Source organism: Rhodococcus sp. BH5 (genome assembly GCF_027583855.1).
Taxonomy (GTDB): Bacteria; Actinomycetota; Actinomycetes; order Mycobacteriales; family Mycobacteriaceae; genus Rhodococcus_F; species Rhodococcus_F qingshengii.
The window spans coordinates 147988-164078 of the sequence record NZ_JAJHVW010000010.1 but is presented as its reverse complement, the minus strand read 5'-3'; the positions used below and the strand labels follow the sequence as shown (position 1 = coordinate 164078).

Sequence of the window (16091 nt, the reverse complement as noted above, 5' to 3'; positions counted from 1 at the left end):
AATATTCAGTAGGAGAAGTACATCATGACCGAAAGCTCTGACCAGACGAACCCGGGCCGTACCGTTGTGACGCAGATGTCGGCGGTGTACCCGGAGTTGGCAGGCAAGGTCGCAGTGGTGACCGGCGCGGCTCAGGGTATGGGTGCGACGTTCGCCGAAGGACTGGCAACGCGCGGCGTACATGTCGTCGGCGCCGACATCAACGAAGAGCAGATGCTCGCCACGGCCGCACGAATCAACACGGACCTCGAATCGAATGCACTGGCGGACAAGCCGGGTCGCGTCGTCGGAGCTCGGGTCGACGTCACCAAGCCCGACGAGCATGAATTGCTTGCGCAGTTGGCGTTGAAGGAGTTCGGCCGGGTTGATTTCTGGATCAACAATGCGGGTATCTTCCCGTTTGCGCTGGCCGAGGAGATCACCCCGGAGCAGATCGGCGCAACGCTGAGTGTCAATGTCGAGGGAGTGCTCTACGGTGCTCAGGCGGCGGCACGTCACCTCGGTCCCGGCGGCGCCATCGTCAACATGTCTTCGGTGTCTGCGCTGCGTGTGCGGAAGGGGAGAGGCGCATACTGCACGTCGAAAGCTGCCGTTGCGCACCTCACGGAGTCTCTCGCAGTGGAGTTCGGCGACAAGGGTATTCGGGTCAACTCCATTGCACCCGGCTACATCGACACGGCGATGACGAAGTGGGTCCAGGAAGATCCGATCGCGCTCGCGAACGCACTCGACGCGGTACCACTGCATCGTCTGGGCTCGCCCGAAGAGGTCTTCGGCCCGCTGCTGTTCCTGCTCTCGGACAGCGCGCGTTACGTCACCGGGCACAGCATTGCGGTGGACGGTGGTTCGCGGCATGTCTGAGTCCACGACATATCCCGGCGTCGTTCTCGTTACCGGCGGTGCTGCCGGGATGGGGGCGCATCACGCGCGCACTCTCGCCGCGCGCGGTTCGCATGTCTGCATTGCCGATGTTTCGGATTCATCCGGCGTGGTCGACGACATCGTCGCCGCAGGCGGATCGGCGTCCGCTCATATTCTCGACGTCACCGATGTCGATGCCTGGGACCGGGTTGTCGACGAAATTCGCACCACCCGTGGGGAACTCGGCGGACTGGTCAACAACGCCGGCATCTCGCGTCGGCTCGAATTCATGGACACCCCGATCGACATCTGGGAACTGACCATGAAGATCAACCTCTTCGGCCCGTTCTACGGTATGAAGGCGGTGGCGCCGCTGATGCGCGAGAGTGGTGGCGGATCGATCGTCAACATCTCGTCCATCGCCGGTCAGATCGGATACTTCTCTCCGGCTTACTCGTCGAGCAAGTGGGGTCTGACCGGTCTGTCGAAGTCGGCCGCAGGTAACTTCGCGCAGTGGGGGATTCGCGTCAACTCGGTGCACCCGGGACTGGTCGGTACGGCGCTGCTCGGCGGCGCGAACGACTTCGTCGCCGCGTCACTGAAGTCGGTTCCCTTCGGACGCATGGGAACTCTCGACGAGATCACCGAAGCAGTGCTGTTCCTGCTCTCGAACAGTTCGACCTACACCACCGGTACGGAACTCACTGTCGACGGCGGGTTGGTGTCGAACGGTCTTTACCACCGCATCATCGCGGAGACTGGAGAACTTTCATGACCGAGCACTGGGACGTCGTTGTCATCGGTGGCGGCGGAGCAGGTCTCGCCGCTGCGGTGTCGGCAGCTGAAGAAGGCGCATCCGTTCTGCTGTTCGAATCCGAAACCGAACTCGGTGGATCCACCGCGCTGTCGGCCGGCATCTTCACGGCCGCCGGAACGAGCGTGCAGGCCGGCCTCGGAGTCGACGACTCGGCAGAGAAGTTCTTCCAGCACTACATGGACCTCAACCAGTGGATGCTCTCACCCGGATTGATTCGTGCATTCTGCGAAAACGCCGGTCCGACACTGGAATGGCTCATCGGACTCGGCGTCGAGATTCCGGCGGCGATCTCAGGTAACGCTCACCAGCCGGGACTCGCCCAAGCCGGCGTCGAGGACGTCTGGCGCGGCCACGTGCCCAAGGATCAGGGATACGGACTGATTCAGGTGCTGGACAAGGCTCGTCGTAAGCACGGGATCGAGGTCATCTTCGGAACACGGGTGCAGAAGCTGATCGAGGAAGACGGTCGGGTTGTCGGCGTTGTCGCCGACGACATCGAGGTGCCTGCGGGCGCCGTCGTTGTTGCCTCCGGTGGATTCGCGCAAGATCCGGGTTTGGTGGAACGCCACTTCCCGGACGCGAACAAGGCCGGAGAGGCCTTGTTCGTCGTCGCAGCCGAGGGGAGCCGCGGAGACCATCTTCGTTTTGCCGAAGACCTCGGTGCTTCCCTGGCGGGCGACGGCTGGGGTCTGATGCTGCCCACCGTCTACTTCCAGCAATTCCACCACTGGCAGGCCGGCTTTCCGCCGAAGTCGCGGATCTACGTCAACCAGGACGGCCGTCGTTTCATGGACGAGGACAGCTCGTACGCGGTCTCGACCGGCATCATCGACCATCAGGGTGGATACGGTTGGATGATCTTCGACGAGAACGCTCGCGTGAATCTGGCTCCAGGATATGCGGATTGGAATCCCGAACGCATCGAGGAAGAAGTTGCCGCCGGTGGCACGATTCGTGCGGACACGATCGAAGACCTCGCAGTGGCTACGGGTGTTCCGGTTGCGACGTTGGCGCAAACCCTGCGTCGATGGAACGACCAACTGCCCAGCGGTCACGACGACGACTTCCTCCGCCATCGCACGTTGCGGAACAAGGGTGCCGTCGGCAATCCGGATCCTATTGCGACAGCTCCGTTCTATGCCGCGAAAATCCTTCCGGCAGAGCTCGTCTGTACGCATGCGGGAATGGAGATCAACACCGATGCGGCCGTGCTCGGCAGCACCGGAGTACCTATCGAGGGTCTGTACGCCGCAGGTGAGGCCGGCGCCGGAATCCTCGGACTGAGATACGTGGGCGGCGGCAATGCGGTTGCCAACGCTTTGACCATGGGCCGCGTAGCGGGACGTAATGCGGCGAATTACACCAGGACCAGCGCTGAGAGCGCACCGGTCCATTCCATCGCGCACTCCTGACGTCCGACGTCTGCGCGGCACCGAATCCAGTCAGTATCCAATCCAGGCAGGGAACAACATGTCAGAGAATGAGACCATGGCGAGAGCCGAATCCACCGAGGGCAGCAGCGTGGCAACCGAACGACAGTCGACGACGAAGGTAATTCGCGCGGCCATCGTCGGTACCGTCGTCGAGTACTACGACTTCGGTATCTACGGATACATGGCCACGACGATCGCCGCGCTGTTCTTCGTTTCCCATGACCCGAACGCAGCGCTGCTCGGTACCTTTGCAGCATTCGCCGTGGCCTTCTTCCTACGCGTGCCCGGCGGCATCTTCTTCGGCCACATCGGCGACAAGTACGGCCGCAAGAACGCGCTGTCCTGGACCATCCTCCTGATGGTTCTCGCGACAGCCGGAATGGGCCTGCTGCCGACTTACGCCACGTCGGGTGTGTGGGCGACGTCCATCCTGGTTCTGGCTCGTTGCCTGCAGGGCTTCGCGGCCGGCGGTGAACTCGGCGGCGCCAACGCGTTCGTCTCCGAGTCCGCTCCCAAACGGTGGCGTGCGACGCAGACCTCGATGGTCAATACCGGCACCTACCTGGGTTCGCTGGCAGCTTCGCTCATGGCCCTCGGCCTGACGTCGGTGTTCTCGCAAGAGCAGATCCTCGAATGGGCTTGGCGTATCCCGTTCCTGCTCAGCCTGCTGATCGGTGGCATCGGTATCTGGATCCGCAGCCAGATGGAAGACACTCCTCAGTTCGAAGAACTGCAGGACAAGGGTGAGACCAAGAAGCTTCCCATCCGTGAGTTGCTCAGCACCTCCGGTGGCAGCGTCGTCAAGATCATCCTGCTGGGCGCACTCATCACCGGCGGTTACTACATCGCCTCGGTGTATGCCGCGACGTACCTGCAGACCACCGGCGGTCATTCGTCGCGCGTTGCTTTCCTTTCCACTTCTCTTGCACTGGTTCTCGGCGTCATCACGTTGCCGATCTCGGGATACATGGCAGACAAGTACGGGCGTCGGCCGGTGCTGTTCGCCGGTAGTGCCGCCGCAGTGGTTCTCGGAATCCCGATGTTCATGATGATGGCCGGTTCTGGCATCTGGCAGGCGGTTGTCGGTCAGTCAGTGCTCTTCATCTGCGTTTCCGTTGTCAACGGTGCTTCGTACGTGACCTATGTCGAAATGCTGAAAGCATCTGTGCGGTACAGCGGTCTGGCATTGGGTAACAACGTCACCAACATGTTCCTCGGTGGCACCGCGCCTTTCATCGCCACCTATCTCATCAGCTTGACCGGTAACTCTCTCGCTCCGGCTGGATACTTCGTCTTCTGTGCGGTGATCACCCTCGTCACGGTCTTCTTCATCAAGGAGACCAAGGGTGTTGAACTGCAGGTTGATTGATCATCGGGTAGAACAGGAGCCTGACCGTGTCCCTCGCTGACAAGCAAGAAATCACCGAAGTTCTGTATCGCTACGCTCGGGCCGTCGATCGGAAGGATTTCGACAGCGTGGCCCTCTGCTACTTCGACGACGCGATAGACAACCACGGCGGTTACATCGGAACCGTCGACGGGCTGATCGAAGACATGAAGCTCAGACACAAGACGATCGACTCGTCGATTCACTGCATTTCCAACATACTGATCGACGTCAACGGCGATGTCGCTCAGTGCGAGTCGTACTGTTTGTGCTTTCTGCGGCAAGAGCGTTCCGGTACGGATACGGTGCAGACGCTTGCGACGATCAAATGCCGTTACGTCGACAGGTTCGAAAGGCGCCACGGTGAATGGCGAATCGCCGATCGGATTGTCGTGTTCGACGAATCCCGTGAAGACGTGATCGAGAACATCCTGTCCACGGACTGGGTGACGCAACGTCGATCCTTCGACGATCCGGTGTACACCAGGACGCCTTGACCAGTAGTGCAGACGAAGGCCTTCACACACATCGTGTGTGAAGGCCTTTCGCCTGTTCACTTCTCGTGTCAGCCCACTGCGCCTGGTGCGGCGACCTCGGTCAAACGGCCGTCCGAGAGCCTGAGCCAGCGTTCGACCTTGACCTCGGCCAGGAATCTCTCGTCGTGGCTGACCACCACGAACGCCCCCTGATATGCATTCAGGGCACTTTCGAGTTGAGCAACGCTCACCAAGTCGAGGTTGTTGGTCGGCTCGTCGAGAAGAAGCAGCTGCGGGGCCGGATCGGCGAAGAGAACGCACGCCAATGTAGCCCGCAGTCGTTCACCGCCCGAGAGTGCAGCGACGGGAAGATGAGCACCCGCACCCCGAAAGAGGAAGCGCGCCAGGATGTTCATGCGTTCCGGTGCCGGTAGGCCTGGAGCAGACAAGGCAAAGTTCTCTGCGACGGTGCGTGCGGGGTCGAGTAGGTCGAGCCTCTGCGACAGGTATGCCACTCGACCGTCGGCTCGCGTGATCTCACCGGAAGTCGGCGCCACATCCCCGTTGACGATGCGTAGCAACGTCGACTTTCCGACGCCGTTCGGCCCGGTCAACGCGATACGCTCCGGTCCTCGAATGGCCAGGTCGATTCCGGAGTCGGCGAAGATCGCATGATCACCGAACGCGAATTGCATTCGCTCACCGAGGAACACCGTCCGGCCGGCGGGTACATGTGTGCCAGGCAATTCGAGTGAAATCGTCTGGTCGTCTCGAAGAGCGCGGCCCGCTTTGTCGAGTCGTTCCTTCGCCGCGTCGACCCGGGCGAGGTGTGTCTCGTTGGCCTTGCCGGCCGACTCCTGAGCATTGCGCTTCATGGTCCCCGCAAAGATCTTGGGCAAGCCCGCGTTCCCGAGATTGCGGGCAGCGTTACTTGCGCGTCGCGAAGCACGTTCTCGGGCCTGCTGCAGTTCGCGCTTCTCGCGCTTGACCTCTTGCTCGGCGTTGCGGATGTTCTTCTCCGCCACTTCGCGAGCCGAGCGTGCCGCGGCTTCGTAGTCGGTGAAATTGCCACCGTAGAAGCTGATCTCGCCGCTGTGAAGTTCGGCGATGCGGTCCATGCGGTCGAGTAGGCCTCGATCGTGACTGACCACCAACAGACAACCACTCCAGTCGTCGAGAACGTCGTAAAGCCTGCGGCGCGCGTCCAGGTCGAGGTTGTTGGTGGGTTCGTCGAGGAGAAGGACATCGGGGCGTCGCAGGAGTTGCGCCGCCAGTCCGAGCGAGACGACCTGCCCGCCGCTCAGAGTGTCGAGGCGACGATCGAACGTCATGTCGCCCAAACCGAGTCGACCGAGTTGGGCTCGCGTTCGTTCCTCGATATCCCAGTCGGACCCGATTGTCGTGAAGTGTTCTTCTCGTGTGTCCCCGGATTCGACAGCGTCCAGCGCGTCAAGAATCGGGGCGATGCCCAAGACCTCGGCAATGGTCAGATCGCCCGTCAGTGGCAGGTCCTGCGGAAGGTATCCGAGAACGCCGTCGACGGACACACTGCCGGCGCGCGGCCGCAACTGGCCGGCGATCAATCTGAGCAGAGTGCTTTTCCCGACGCCGTTCTGGGCCACCAGCCCGGTTCGGCCGCCGGGCACGGTGAATGACAATTCGTCGAAGACCGGAGTGTCGTCCGGCCAGGCAAAAGACAGATTCGAGCAAACGATGTAGGTATCGGACATGAATAGACCTCAGGTGTTGTGCGGGCGCGGCAACGCTGCTCCGCGAAGAGTCGGGTAAGTGAACGACAACATGGCCACGACGGCAGCGCTCCGAGGCGTCTGCCGGTGGCCGTCATGCCCGGTTTTATCCGGAGATGTCGAGTTCACCAACCATGTCTGATCCTTTTTGGTCTGTGTTGTTTCATCCGACGATAACAGGAGCCGGTATCTACATACGAGCAATACCGGCGCAGAGAAGTTCGACCAGTCGTCGATACACCCGATCCGGGTCGGTGCCGGCCGGTTGTCCCTCTACCGATTCGAGGATGCAGAAGCCGTGCAGCGCACTGCGAAGAGACCACGCCGCCTGCTCCGAATCATCCGGGCTCAGACCGTATCCCGCGATCACCTTGTTGATGACGTCGACCACCTCGCCGACGGCGGAGACCAGATCGGGATGCGGTGCAGTGGGGTAGCGGTCGGTGATGGCGTAGAGCCCGGGGTGTACTCGGACGAACGCACGCCATGCGTCCGCGAGCGCCATGACGGCGTCGTCGCGCGAGAGACCGACCGCGGCGGCACGCAGTTGTTCGGCGAGAAGGTTGCGTGCGAGGAGGCTGAGTTGATGGTGGACGTCGTCGACCCCGTCGACGTGTTTGTACAGGGCTGACTGCCGGACGTCGAGGGTCTCGGCGAGTTGACTCAGTACCAGAGCGTCGGCGCCTTTGCTGTCGACGAGATCGGCTGCGGCAGCGATCACGCGTTCACGGGTAACCGGAGTTCTCATGCACGCATCTTCCCTGTATGACAGGCTTCGCGTCGGTGATACATTATCACCATGAGTGATGAAGTATCGCCACGCGAGCCGTCCGGCGATCAACTACGCCGTCGTGACCTGCGCGTAGTCGTCACCGGTGCATGCATCCTCGGGTTGACCTCGGTGCTCTACGAACTCTCAGGAGTGTCTCCGTCGACGGGTGCATTCTTTCGGTGTCTCTATGCGCTCATCCCTCTCGGCATGCTCGTGCTCGTTCAGCGTCGTCGGTCACCCCGGCCTTCGATCTCGGCGCCCTGGATCGTGAAGTCTCTACTTGCCGGCGCGTTCCTCGGAATCGATCTGGTGCTCTGGCACGAGTCGATTCATTCGATCGGGGCAGGTCTTTCGACTGTGATCCTGAATTTGCAGGTGCTGTTCGTCGCAATCCTCGGCTACGTTGTTCTGCGCCAACGGATCGGCCGGGAACTGGTCGCCAGCCTTCCGTTGCTCTTTGTCGGAGTTGCTCTGGTAGCCGGGGCGAGCACAACGCTCACCGGGTCGAATCCTGCTGTCGGAGTGTCGTTTGCCGTGATCGCCGCAGGCGCGTACGCGGTCTACATCTTCCTGATGGGTCTGGCTACTCGGGCGGCGGGCAGAACGGCGTTGCCGATGTTCGTCTCGACGGGAGCCACTGCCCTTACGGCAGGTGCATACGGCCTCGTGAGTGGAACTTTGGATCTGACCCCTTCACTCGTAGCTCAAGGCTGGCTTGTGCTGCTCGCGTTGGTATCTCAGGTGATCGGGTGGCTGCTGGTAGCCAGCGCCAGTCAGCGTCTGCCTGCCAGTGCAGTCGCCGCCAGCCTCGTGTTGCAATCGGCGTCAGCACTGTTGTTCGGCGCGGTGATGCTTGCGCAGACCCCAACTCTCGTCCAACTTGCGGGTGCCGGAATGATTTTGGCCGGAGTGGTTGTGGCGACGCGGATACCCGCGAAGAAATCCTCGACGACTGTTGTCGGAAAACGAATGGAGACAAGCGTATGACCACGGCGGCTGACCACATCTACATCAACGGCGACATCAGGGCCATGGACGGTGCGGTCGGCGATAACGCCACCGCTGTGGCAGTCAAGGACGGCAGATTTGTCGCCCTCGGAACTGACGCCGAGATCTCGGCGCTGACCGATTCCGAAACCTCCGTTGTCGATCTCGCCGGAGCGGTGGTTGTGCCGGGGTTCATCGAGACGCACCTTCATCCGATGATGTGGGGTTTGATGCTCAGTGGGGTCGACGCAACGACGAATACGTGCCCGACCATCGAGAAGTTGATCACGGCGTTGGCCGCGCGGGCCGCGATCACACCAGTTGGCGAGCCCATCGAAGCGTGGGGCTTCGACGACAGCCTCGTGGCGGAAGATCGAGGCCTGACCGTAGCTGATCTGGACAAAGCTTCCACCGAGCATCCGATCCTGGTGCGGCACTTGTCTGCTCACGGGATCTATGTCAACTCGGTCGCACTGGAGAAGGCCGGAATCGATGCCACCACGGTCGATCCGGAAGGTGGTGTCATCGTTCGGGACAGCGACGGTGTACCCACCGGTGAACTGTGCGAGGTTCCGGCGATGTCTCTGGTTCACGGACTTGTTCCGGATATGAACCCGGACGCGTCCAAGATCGCGATGCTGCGGGCGCAGGAAGTCATGGCGTCGGTGGGCGTGACGAGTTTCCACGACATGTACGTCACGGCCGAGATGTACGAGGCGTACCGGCAACTCGACGCCGATGGTGACTTGAGGCTGCGTGCGCGCCTCTATCTCGGCCACGGGGTGCACGATCAGTTGGGTGAACTCGCCGATTCGACAGACCGAGTTCGTGTGGGCGGCGTCAAACTCATTTCGGACGGGTCGATTCAGTTGCACACCGCTGCGCTGACCGCGCCGTACCACGATCTGGGCGGATGCCACTGCGGCGGAATGGCAATCCCGGCAGGTGCGCTCGGGGCACTCGTCGAGGAACATCACGCCGCCGGCCGACAGGTTGCGATTCATACCAACGGTGATCAGGCCATCGATTTTGCATTGGACGCAATTGCAGCGGCACGGACGGCGCACCCGGACATCGAAGTCTCGCATCGCCTCGAGCACGTTCAGACGTTGCGGGAAGATCAGATCGCGCGGATGGTCGAACTCGGGGTGGTGGCGTCGATCTTCGTGAACCACGTCTACTACTGGGGTGACCGGCACCGCGATCGTTTTCTCGGACCGGGCCGCGGCGAGCGGATCAGCCCCGTGGCGTCGGTCGTGGCGGCGGGGCTTGCCTACGCGCTGCATTGCGACTGCCCTGTCACTCCAGTGAACCCGCTCTTCACGATGAACACCGCCGTACATCGTGTGACGCGAGAAGGTCATGTTCTGGGTGCGGAGCAACGGGTTTCCGCGTCCGAGGCGCTGGCCGGCTACACAAGCGCAGCCGCTCGTCTCACCGGTGAGTCATCGGACAAAGGTCGGATAGCGGTGGGACTTTTGGCGGATTTTGTTGTGCTCGACGGAGATCCGCTGCGCAGCGAATCGACAGACTTGAATGAACTGTCGGTCCTGCGCACGGTTGTCGGAGGTGAGACCGTCTTCGGGGCGTAGATGCTCGTCGTTTTACCTTGGGGTTGGGTGCCGGTAGTCAACTCCTTACCGGCTTCGCAACTGTAGATGCACGTGGGCCGGGGAGCGAATTTGCTTCCCGGCCCACAGCTTTGGATGCAGAACGGGCAGTCGCGATTCGATGGTCGGACAAAGTTATTGGTGGAGTGCTGGTTTCGGAGCGCGCGAGAGTTTGTCCTGGCCGGCCGATCCGGCGGGGCGCAGCGATCGATGGCGCCCGTGTCCGTGGCGCTAGTGGACGAAATGCGGGGGTCTCGAAACGGCTCGATCCTTCTGTTTGCTCGAGGGTCGCTGTTCTCGGCGAGTTCGTTCGTGGATTCCCGGACATACCAAGAGTATCTAGAACTTGTTCTTGTTTGGATCGGAATGAATCGCCCGTTCGATCGCAGAACACTTTTTGGTAAATAGTTGCGATGCACAGCTAACTATTTCTAACGGTACTGGTCAGGGTGCAGAATTAGCCCTTGAGGGATGTCGAAATTCCTTCTGAACGTTTGACCAGTAAAACCGCCACAAAAGCTGATACGTGTGATAAAAATTGATCCGAAGCGGAGCGGTTGCTATGTATGAGCGAGGGCATGCACAGCGTCACGGTTCGGCTCGCAAGCTTTCTGCAACATGTTTGGCACCGATGGCGGATGTACCTCGTTCCGCCATCTCTTCACCCAATGCCCGGCAACGGGACAGACGAAATGAGTCTTCACATGCCTCGATTTTTCCCGGTCGGGGACGGACGAGAATCCCGTCTCCCCCGGCGCGCCACTGCTGTGTTGGCGGCTCTGCCGGCTGCACTGCTCCTCGCGACCTCGGGTGCGCTGCTTGCACCTGGTAGCGCCGCGGCCGCCCCGGGCGACGACATCACTGACCAGTGCCTGGAGATGTCCCAGAACGGTGGACCCTGGGTGAAGCCGGCGGCCTTCGATCCCAGTGGAACCGACTACATCCCGATCCCCGGTGACGAGGGCACGCAGTTGGCCTTCAACGTTCGTAATGTCTGCGACCTTCCTGCCACGCTCACTCTTTTCAGTGAGAGCTGGTCCGTCTCGGGCGGCGGCACTGCGACAGTGCGGGGCAAGCTCGACGGCCAGGTCGGCCAGCAGTTCGTGATCGGGCCGAATGCGAATTCGTCGACGCGGATCGAGCTGGTGAAAACGCCTCTCGCACAGAACGCCAACGTGATGGCTGGTTTCATGATTGGCATCCCTGCCGGCGAAGTTTTGCAGGGATACGAGATCAACCCCGGCTGGGGTCTCGTCCTGGTGGAGGGCGAGCCCGTCGTTGTTGCTCCCAGTGCGCCGACCGGTTTGACTCTGGGTTCGGCCGAAGTAGAGGCGGGCACACCCGTCAAGGTCTCCGGCAAGGCAGAGCCGAACAGTACCGTCACCGTGACCGGAGGCGGCGCCACCTGCACCGCCACCGCGGATACGAGTGGGAACTTCAGCTGCAACCTGACGATCACCACGCCCGGCAGTCATCCGATCACCGCCACTGCGACAAATGAGGGTGGGACCAGCCCGGCCTCTACCGCGGTGACGGTGAAGGTCACGGCGAAAACCACCGATCCAGGTGGCAGCAGCAGCGGTTCGCTCGGAAGCAGCACCGGTTCGCTCGGAAGTCTCGACCTGTTCGGCAGCCTCGGCGGATAACCACTCCGGCCCAACCGGCCACTTAGACCTCGCGATGCGCGGGGCGATCTCGACCATCTCCGCGCATCGCCAACCTTCTCGGTCACCGAATTCAATTCGGCGGCTTCATTTCCCATGCCCCTTCCTGGGGCTGTTTCACCGGAGTGCACATCCGCACGGCCCGGGCTCAACCAAGCGCGTCGGATGTCCCGCCGCGAACTGCACAGGAGGAATACCAGATGAACAAGACCACAAAGGGTGCCATCGCCGCTGGTGCGGCTGCCGTTCTGCTCGCAGGCGGTGCCGGAACCATGGCCGCTTGGAACTCGTCTACCAACGGTGGCGCTCCGCAGACGGTTGGCGCCGGTTCGCTGTCGGTCGAGCAGGTCGGCGCCGGCGTGTGGAAGTGGGCAAACGGCAGTACCTTCAATCCCGCGAGCGACCTGATTGTGCCCGGTGATGTCGTCACCTACACCGCGAACTACAGCATCGACCTCGTTGGCACGAACCTGAAGGCGAAGTTGACGCCTTCGCTCACGGGGGTCACCGGAGACCTCGTCACGCTGAATCAGCTGACCGTGGCCCCGGCTAGTGGCACCGTGACTACATACACCGCCGGCCTGGATCAGGCGGCAACGTTCACGACCACCATCACATTCAACGCGGGGGCCGCGGGCGACAACACCGGTCAGACGAAGACCGCCAGCCTCGCCGGCGGCGCGGTCACCCTCGAGCAGACGCTCAACTAAGCCAAAGAAGGTCACGTGAAGACCCAGTACAAATGGGCGATCGCAGCGTCGTCGGTTCTGCTCATCGGGTTCGTCTCGGTGCAGCAGACCGGCGCGCTGTGGCGCGATACCGCAGAATCGACCGGCGGCACTATCCAGGCAGGCATGCTCGATATCTCTGCCGGCGGTGAAGGGGTCAAGCAGTTCAACCTCGATGGGTTCAAGTTGGACAACAAGGGCCCGGGCGACAGCATTCAGATGCCTCTGCCGGTGATCAACTCCGGCAACGTGCAGATGAACTACGTGCTTTCCGATGTTGTACTCAACGGCGCCACCCCACCGCCGCTGAGCCTGCGCGTGGCCAAGGTAGCCAACGAGGCGGCCTGCACCGCCACTGGCGACGTGGGCACTGAGCTCTACAACGGTGCCATGGACGGCGCGGCCTTTTCCGAACAGCTGGTTCCGGCCGGGCAGATGCAGGTGTTGTGCCTGCGGGCCACGCTGGGCCAGGGCGCGGCAGCGAGCCAGCAGTCCAACGCGACGTTCACTTTCGACGCAAGCTCAGTGAGCCAGTCATGACCGTCACCGCGAGAAGCCGGCGTGCAGGCGAACGTGCCGAGTATCGACCCCGGCACAGCGCACACGTGGAAACATCTGAGCGGCAACATGATCCCGAACAAGGCGGAGACGACAAGACCACCCTATGGTGGTGGACTCGCACCATCGTCTCGTGGGTACTGCTGCTGCTGATGGTCGGCATTCTCGCGGTGATGGTCGTTATCCCTCGACTCACCGGCTCCACCGCGTACACGGTTCTCACCGGTTCGATGGAACCGACCATGCCCCCTGGCACGCTCATCGTGGTCAAGCCGACCCCCAACGAGGATCTGACCACCGGGGACGTGATCACGTTCCAGCCCGTCTCCGGCGATCCAGCGGTGGTCACCCACCGCATCGAAGGCATCTATTACACGGGGGAAGGGGAGCGTCGCATCCACACTCGCGGCGACAACAACCCCGTCGCCGACTCGTGGTCGCTGGTGCCCGAGCAGATCCGTGGTCGGGTCATCTACTCGGTGCCGTATCTGGGCCGGGTGAACTCGGTGATCAACGGGCAATCGCGTTCGATTCTCACCACAGGCGTAGCTGCGGGCCTGGCTGTATATGCCGTGTGGATGGTCGTCAGTGGCATCCGCGACAAGCGGGGCAAGGCCGGTGACGACGAAAGTGGCACAGACCCGACTCTTTCCGGCCCTGAACTCGGCGCGCCGGTATTGCCCGCCGATCCATCGGCACCAACCTCCGAATCGAAATAGGACAGCAGAATGTCTACAGAACAGAAATCGGGCGGCGACGCGCGTCTCGGGGCGCGGATGCGAAGCCGTCTGGGCGAGACCGGTTGGATACGGACCCGGGCCGTGCTCTCACTGGGCATGGTCCTGGGCCTCGGAGCGGTCGGCACGATGGCGGCGTGGTCCGACAGCGCTACTGCGACCACCGGCATGTTCAGCACTTCGTCGGTCCAGCTGAAAGTCGACAACCAGCGGCCCGCACACCAATTCACCGAACTCAAGCGCAACAGCATGCTGCCAGGCCAGAGTGAGGCTGGGGCATTGACGGTTCAGAACACCGGAACTGCCAACTTCCAGTGGGCGGTATCGGCAACGGCCACGGGTTCGTCCGCGCTGATCGGGAAGCTCAAGGTTTCCCTACATCAGACCGGCGCCAACGACGGCAGTACCTGTTCAGGACCGATCATCGGGACGCAGCAAGCGTTCTCCGGGAACCCGACACTCGTCTCTGGCCGATCACTCGCTGCCGGTGTTTCGGAGCAGGTGTGCATCAAGGTGACCGTCGATTCGACCGCGGGTCAGACGGAGCAGTTCAAGATCGCCGATCTGGGCTTCAACTTCACCGCAACGGGGCAGTGATCATCGCGATGGACAGCACCGATGAGGAGGTGAGCGTGGGACGCAGTCGTGGCAAGGAAATTGCCTTGAATGTGGCTGCGGTCGCCGGGCTCATCTGCATAATCGCCACTCTCGCGTCCCTGATATTCGGGATCAAACCACTGGTGTTTCGCTCGGGTTCGATGGAACCTGCAATTTCCACCGGTGCGCTGGCGCTGGCGAAGACCGTGCCTGCAACTGAATTGGCTGTCGGCGACGTGATCAGCGTCGACAACGACCAAGGCGTGCGCATCACCCACCGCGTGGTCGAACTCGAATCGGCAGGAGCGGACACCGTGCTCGCCACGCTCAAGGGCGATGCCAACAATGTGGCTGATCGACTGCCCTACACCATCACCGAGGCCGACCGAGTGTTCATCAGCGTCGGCGGGCTCGGCTATGTCGTTGCTTGGCTTTCCAGCCCGCTCGCAACCTTCCTTGGCGGCGGATTGGTAGGCGCGGTGCTGGTCATCGCATTTGGACGAACTAAAGACCGGCGTCTGGAGAATGCCCGCGCCGCCACTACAAATGACGCCCGCGTCGATGCTGACGAAACCTGCGGGGAGCTTCAGGAGGCTCATAATGATTGAAATGCGACGGGCTAGCACCCGCATGAAGTCGCTGCGGTCGTTGATCGCTGTCGGCGGCGCTGCTGCAATGGCTTTCGGTCTGGCTCAGGCCACTGGGACGTTGGCAAATCCAACTGACGTGGTCAATTCGACTGGCGCACAGGTGGCGACGGGCAACTTCTATCCGACTCCGCTGACCTCGTCAGTGACCTGCACCACCTACTGGGGAACTTGGGACTGGGATCCTCGGGGAGATATCGCATGGGCGGCGGTGCCGGGAGCGACGGGCTACTACGTCGAGGTGATGAACAGGTCGAATAACACAGTCAAAACCTCGAAAACCTTCTCTAGTACTGATGCCCGCACTTGGCGGTTGGCCGATGACGGGCGCACCGGGCTGTATGTCCGCGTCTACACCCTCAACGGGCCGGCTAAGTCGTCCGGTTTTGCTGTCGCGCCCAACGGACAGGGGATGTCGTTCAAGAACTGGGTCAACAGCAAAACCCAATGCGAAGGCGGAGCCGGGACAGGCGTTGGCAACCAGGCATGGGAGAACGTCTCCACTTGGGATCCGAGCACCCCTGCACCGAACGGGGCGAACCCTCTGAGCAGGATGCAGGCCGAAGCGATGGTGCCGAACGAGCCTGATGCGTTGGAGACGACCACCACCCAAGCTCCGTCCACGAGCGAGACCGCCAATCCGACAACGTCTACCGAGCCGACCAGCACAACGGAGGCCACGACCACGACGGCACCGAGCACGACAACTCCGGCACCGACCACCCCGGAAACCACGTCGCCGGAGACCACCCCCTCGGCTGATCCGAAGCCGGTTCTGACGGACACAGTCGAGAGTGGCGGCCTCACCGGCGGCTGGACTGCGGGTGGTAACAAGGTTGCAGTGGTCGACGCCGACGGCAACGAACTCGCAAGTGGCCGTGTCGAATCGGGTTCCACTCTGCACTGGTACGACGGCCAGTTGTGGATTGTCGGGGCAACCGAGGTCTACCGCATCATGGAGTCACCGCAGGACGGCACATGGAAGTTCTACAAGGACAGCGGGCAGAACATGCCTGACTTCGGGTAGCGGCCAATCACTCGACGTCTGGACTGTGCCCCCGAGTTTCCG

The 16091-nt window shown here is 61.9% G+C and carries 16 protein-coding genes; 14 read left to right on the top strand and 2 right to left on the bottom strand.

Features of this window, described 5'->3' with window-relative positions; genetic code table 11:
• The first annotated feature begins 24 nt into the window (after positions 1 to 24).
• From RhoBH5_RS24050 to RhoBH5_RS24030, 5 genes are all read left to right on the top strand, one after another.
• Positions 25 to 861, top strand: a complete 837-nt coding sequence (locus RhoBH5_RS24050) for an SDR family NAD(P)-dependent oxidoreductase (RefSeq protein WP_007731420.1) — start codon at positions 25 to 27, stop codon at positions 859 to 861.
• Positions 854 to 1636 (top strand): SDR family NAD(P)-dependent oxidoreductase, encoded by a 783-nt coding sequence (locus RhoBH5_RS24045; RefSeq protein WP_270008875.1) that lies wholly within the window; start codon positions 854 to 856, stop codon positions 1634 to 1636. The genes RhoBH5_RS24050 and RhoBH5_RS24045 overlap by 8 nt, the downstream gene beginning before the upstream one ends.
• A complete protein-coding gene (locus RhoBH5_RS24040; RefSeq protein ID WP_270008874.1) occupies positions 1633 to 3090 on the top strand; it encodes an FAD-dependent oxidoreductase in 1458 nt (485 codons plus the stop codon). Before RhoBH5_RS24045 ends, RhoBH5_RS24040 begins: the two co-directional genes overlap by 4 nt.
• Before the next feature lie 76 nt (positions 3091 to 3166).
• Positions 3167 to 4480 carry an MFS transporter gene (locus RhoBH5_RS24035; RefSeq protein WP_270008873.1) on the top strand — a complete coding sequence of 438 codons (1314 nt, stop codon included), beginning with the start codon at positions 3167 to 3169 and terminating at the stop codon, positions 4478 to 4480.
• Between the two features lie 26 nt (positions 4481 to 4506).
• Positions 4507 to 4995 (top strand): nuclear transport factor 2 family protein, encoded by a 489-nt coding sequence (locus RhoBH5_RS24030; RefSeq protein ID WP_030535188.1) that lies wholly within the window; start codon positions 4507 to 4509, stop codon positions 4993 to 4995.
• A gap of 68 nt (positions 4996 to 5063) precedes the next feature.
• Here RhoBH5_RS24030 and RhoBH5_RS24025 read toward each other — a convergent pair whose 3' ends face one another.
• Positions 5064 to 6704 carry an ABC-F family ATP-binding cassette domain-containing protein gene (locus RhoBH5_RS24025; RefSeq protein ID WP_058226218.1) on the bottom strand — a complete coding sequence of 547 codons (1641 nt, stop codon included), beginning with the start codon at positions 6702 to 6704 and terminating at the stop codon, positions 5064 to 5066.
• A 208-nt stretch (positions 6705 to 6912) separates the two neighbouring features.
• Positions 6913 to 7470 (bottom strand): TetR/AcrR family transcriptional regulator, encoded by a 558-nt coding sequence (locus RhoBH5_RS24020; RefSeq protein ID WP_003940110.1) that lies wholly within the window; start codon positions 7468 to 7470, stop codon positions 6913 to 6915.
• A gap of 51 nt (positions 7471 to 7521) precedes the next feature.
• On the opposite strand from RhoBH5_RS24020, the gene RhoBH5_RS24015 reads away from it, so the two are divergent.
• From RhoBH5_RS24015 to RhoBH5_RS23975, 9 genes are all read left to right on the top strand, one after another.
• Positions 7522 to 8481, top strand: coding sequence for a DMT family transporter (locus RhoBH5_RS24015; RefSeq protein WP_228401301.1), 960 nt, complete (start codon positions 7522 to 7524; stop codon positions 8479 to 8481).
• The gene (locus tag RhoBH5_RS24010; RefSeq protein ID WP_151098190.1) at positions 8478 to 10073 is read left to right on the top strand and encodes an amidohydrolase; all 1596 of its coding nucleotides are present in this window, start codon (positions 8478 to 8480) and stop codon (positions 10071 to 10073) included. The genes RhoBH5_RS24015 and RhoBH5_RS24010 overlap by 4 nt, the downstream gene beginning before the upstream one ends.
• 722 nt (positions 10074 to 10795) lie before the next feature.
• Positions 10796 to 11737 carry an Ig-like domain-containing protein gene (locus tag RhoBH5_RS24005; RefSeq protein WP_003939877.1) on the top strand — a complete coding sequence of 314 codons (942 nt, stop codon included), beginning with the start codon at positions 10796 to 10798 and terminating at the stop codon, positions 11735 to 11737.
• Between the two features lie 218 nt (positions 11738 to 11955).
• Positions 11956 to 12465, top strand: coding sequence for an alternate-type signal peptide domain-containing protein (locus RhoBH5_RS24000; RefSeq protein ID WP_019745196.1), 510 nt, complete (start codon positions 11956 to 11958; stop codon positions 12463 to 12465).
• A gap of 15 nt (positions 12466 to 12480) precedes the next feature.
• Positions 12481 to 13023 carry a hypothetical protein gene (locus tag RhoBH5_RS23995; RefSeq protein WP_019745195.1) on the top strand — a complete coding sequence of 181 codons (543 nt, stop codon included), beginning with the start codon at positions 12481 to 12483 and terminating at the stop codon, positions 13021 to 13023.
• A 65-nt stretch (positions 13024 to 13088) separates the two neighbouring features.
• The gene (locus RhoBH5_RS23990) at positions 13089 to 13760 is read left to right on the top strand and encodes a signal peptidase I (protein WP_223304718.1); all 672 of its coding nucleotides are present in this window, start codon (positions 13089 to 13091) and stop codon (positions 13758 to 13760) included.
• A gap of 9 nt (positions 13761 to 13769) precedes the next feature.
• On the top strand, positions 13770 to 14375 hold the full coding sequence (locus RhoBH5_RS23985) for a SipW-dependent-type signal peptide-containing protein (RefSeq protein ID WP_021332053.1): 606 nt from the start codon (positions 13770 to 13772) through the stop codon (positions 14373 to 14375).
• Between the two features lie 8 nt (positions 14376 to 14383).
• A complete protein-coding gene (locus RhoBH5_RS23980; protein WP_042453547.1) occupies positions 14384 to 14983 on the top strand; it encodes a signal peptidase I in 600 nt (199 codons plus the stop codon).
• A gap of 1 nt (position 14984) precedes the next feature.
• The gene (locus RhoBH5_RS23975) at positions 14985 to 16049 is read left to right on the top strand and encodes a hypothetical protein (protein WP_270008872.1); all 1065 of its coding nucleotides are present in this window, start codon (positions 14985 to 14987) and stop codon (positions 16047 to 16049) included.
• Positions 16050 to 16091 lie beyond the last annotated feature (42 nt).

Bases quoted from the DNA above. Each gene is read 5' to 3' on its own strand.
- RhoBH5_RS23975 (WP_270008872.1), top strand. From the start codon at position 14,985: ATGCGACGGGCTAGCACCCGCATGAAGTCGCTGCGGTCGTTGATCGCT.
- RhoBH5_RS24000 (WP_019745196.1), top strand. From the start codon at position 11,956: ATGAACAAGACCACAAAGGGTGCCATCGCCGCTGGTGCGGCTGCCGTT.
- RhoBH5_RS24035 (WP_270008873.1), top strand. From the start codon at position 3,167: ATGGCGAGAGCCGAATCCACCGAGGGCAGCAGCGTGGCAACCGAACGA.
- RhoBH5_RS24005 (WP_003939877.1), top strand. From the start codon at position 10,796: ATGCCTCGATTTTTCCCGGTCGGGGACGGACGAGAATCCCGTCTCCCC.
- RhoBH5_RS24025 (WP_058226218.1), bottom strand. From the start codon at position 6,704: ATGTCCGATACCTACATCGTTTGCTCGAATCTGTCTTTTGCCTGGCCG.
- RhoBH5_RS24040 (WP_270008874.1), top strand. From the start codon at position 1,633: ATGACCGAGCACTGGGACGTCGTTGTCATCGGTGGCGGCGGAGCAGGT.
- RhoBH5_RS24045 (WP_270008875.1), top strand. From the start codon at position 854: ATGTCTGAGTCCACGACATATCCCGGCGTCGTTCTCGTTACCGGCGGT.
- RhoBH5_RS23985 (WP_021332053.1), top strand. From the start codon at position 13,770: ATGTCTACAGAACAGAAATCGGGCGGCGACGCGCGTCTCGGGGCGCGG.
- RhoBH5_RS24015 (WP_228401301.1), top strand. From the start codon at position 7,522: ATGAGTGATGAAGTATCGCCACGCGAGCCGTCCGGCGATCAACTACGC.
- RhoBH5_RS24050 (WP_007731420.1), top strand. From the start codon at position 25: ATGACCGAAAGCTCTGACCAGACGAACCCGGGCCGTACCGTTGTGACG.
- RhoBH5_RS24020 (WP_003940110.1), bottom strand. From the start codon at position 7,470: ATGAGAACTCCGGTTACCCGTGAACGCGTGATCGCTGCCGCAGCCGAT.
- RhoBH5_RS23980 (WP_042453547.1), top strand. From the start codon at position 14,384: ATGGACAGCACCGATGAGGAGGTGAGCGTGGGACGCAGTCGTGGCAAG.
- RhoBH5_RS24010 (WP_151098190.1), top strand. From the start codon at position 8,478: ATGACCACGGCGGCTGACCACATCTACATCAACGGCGACATCAGGGCC.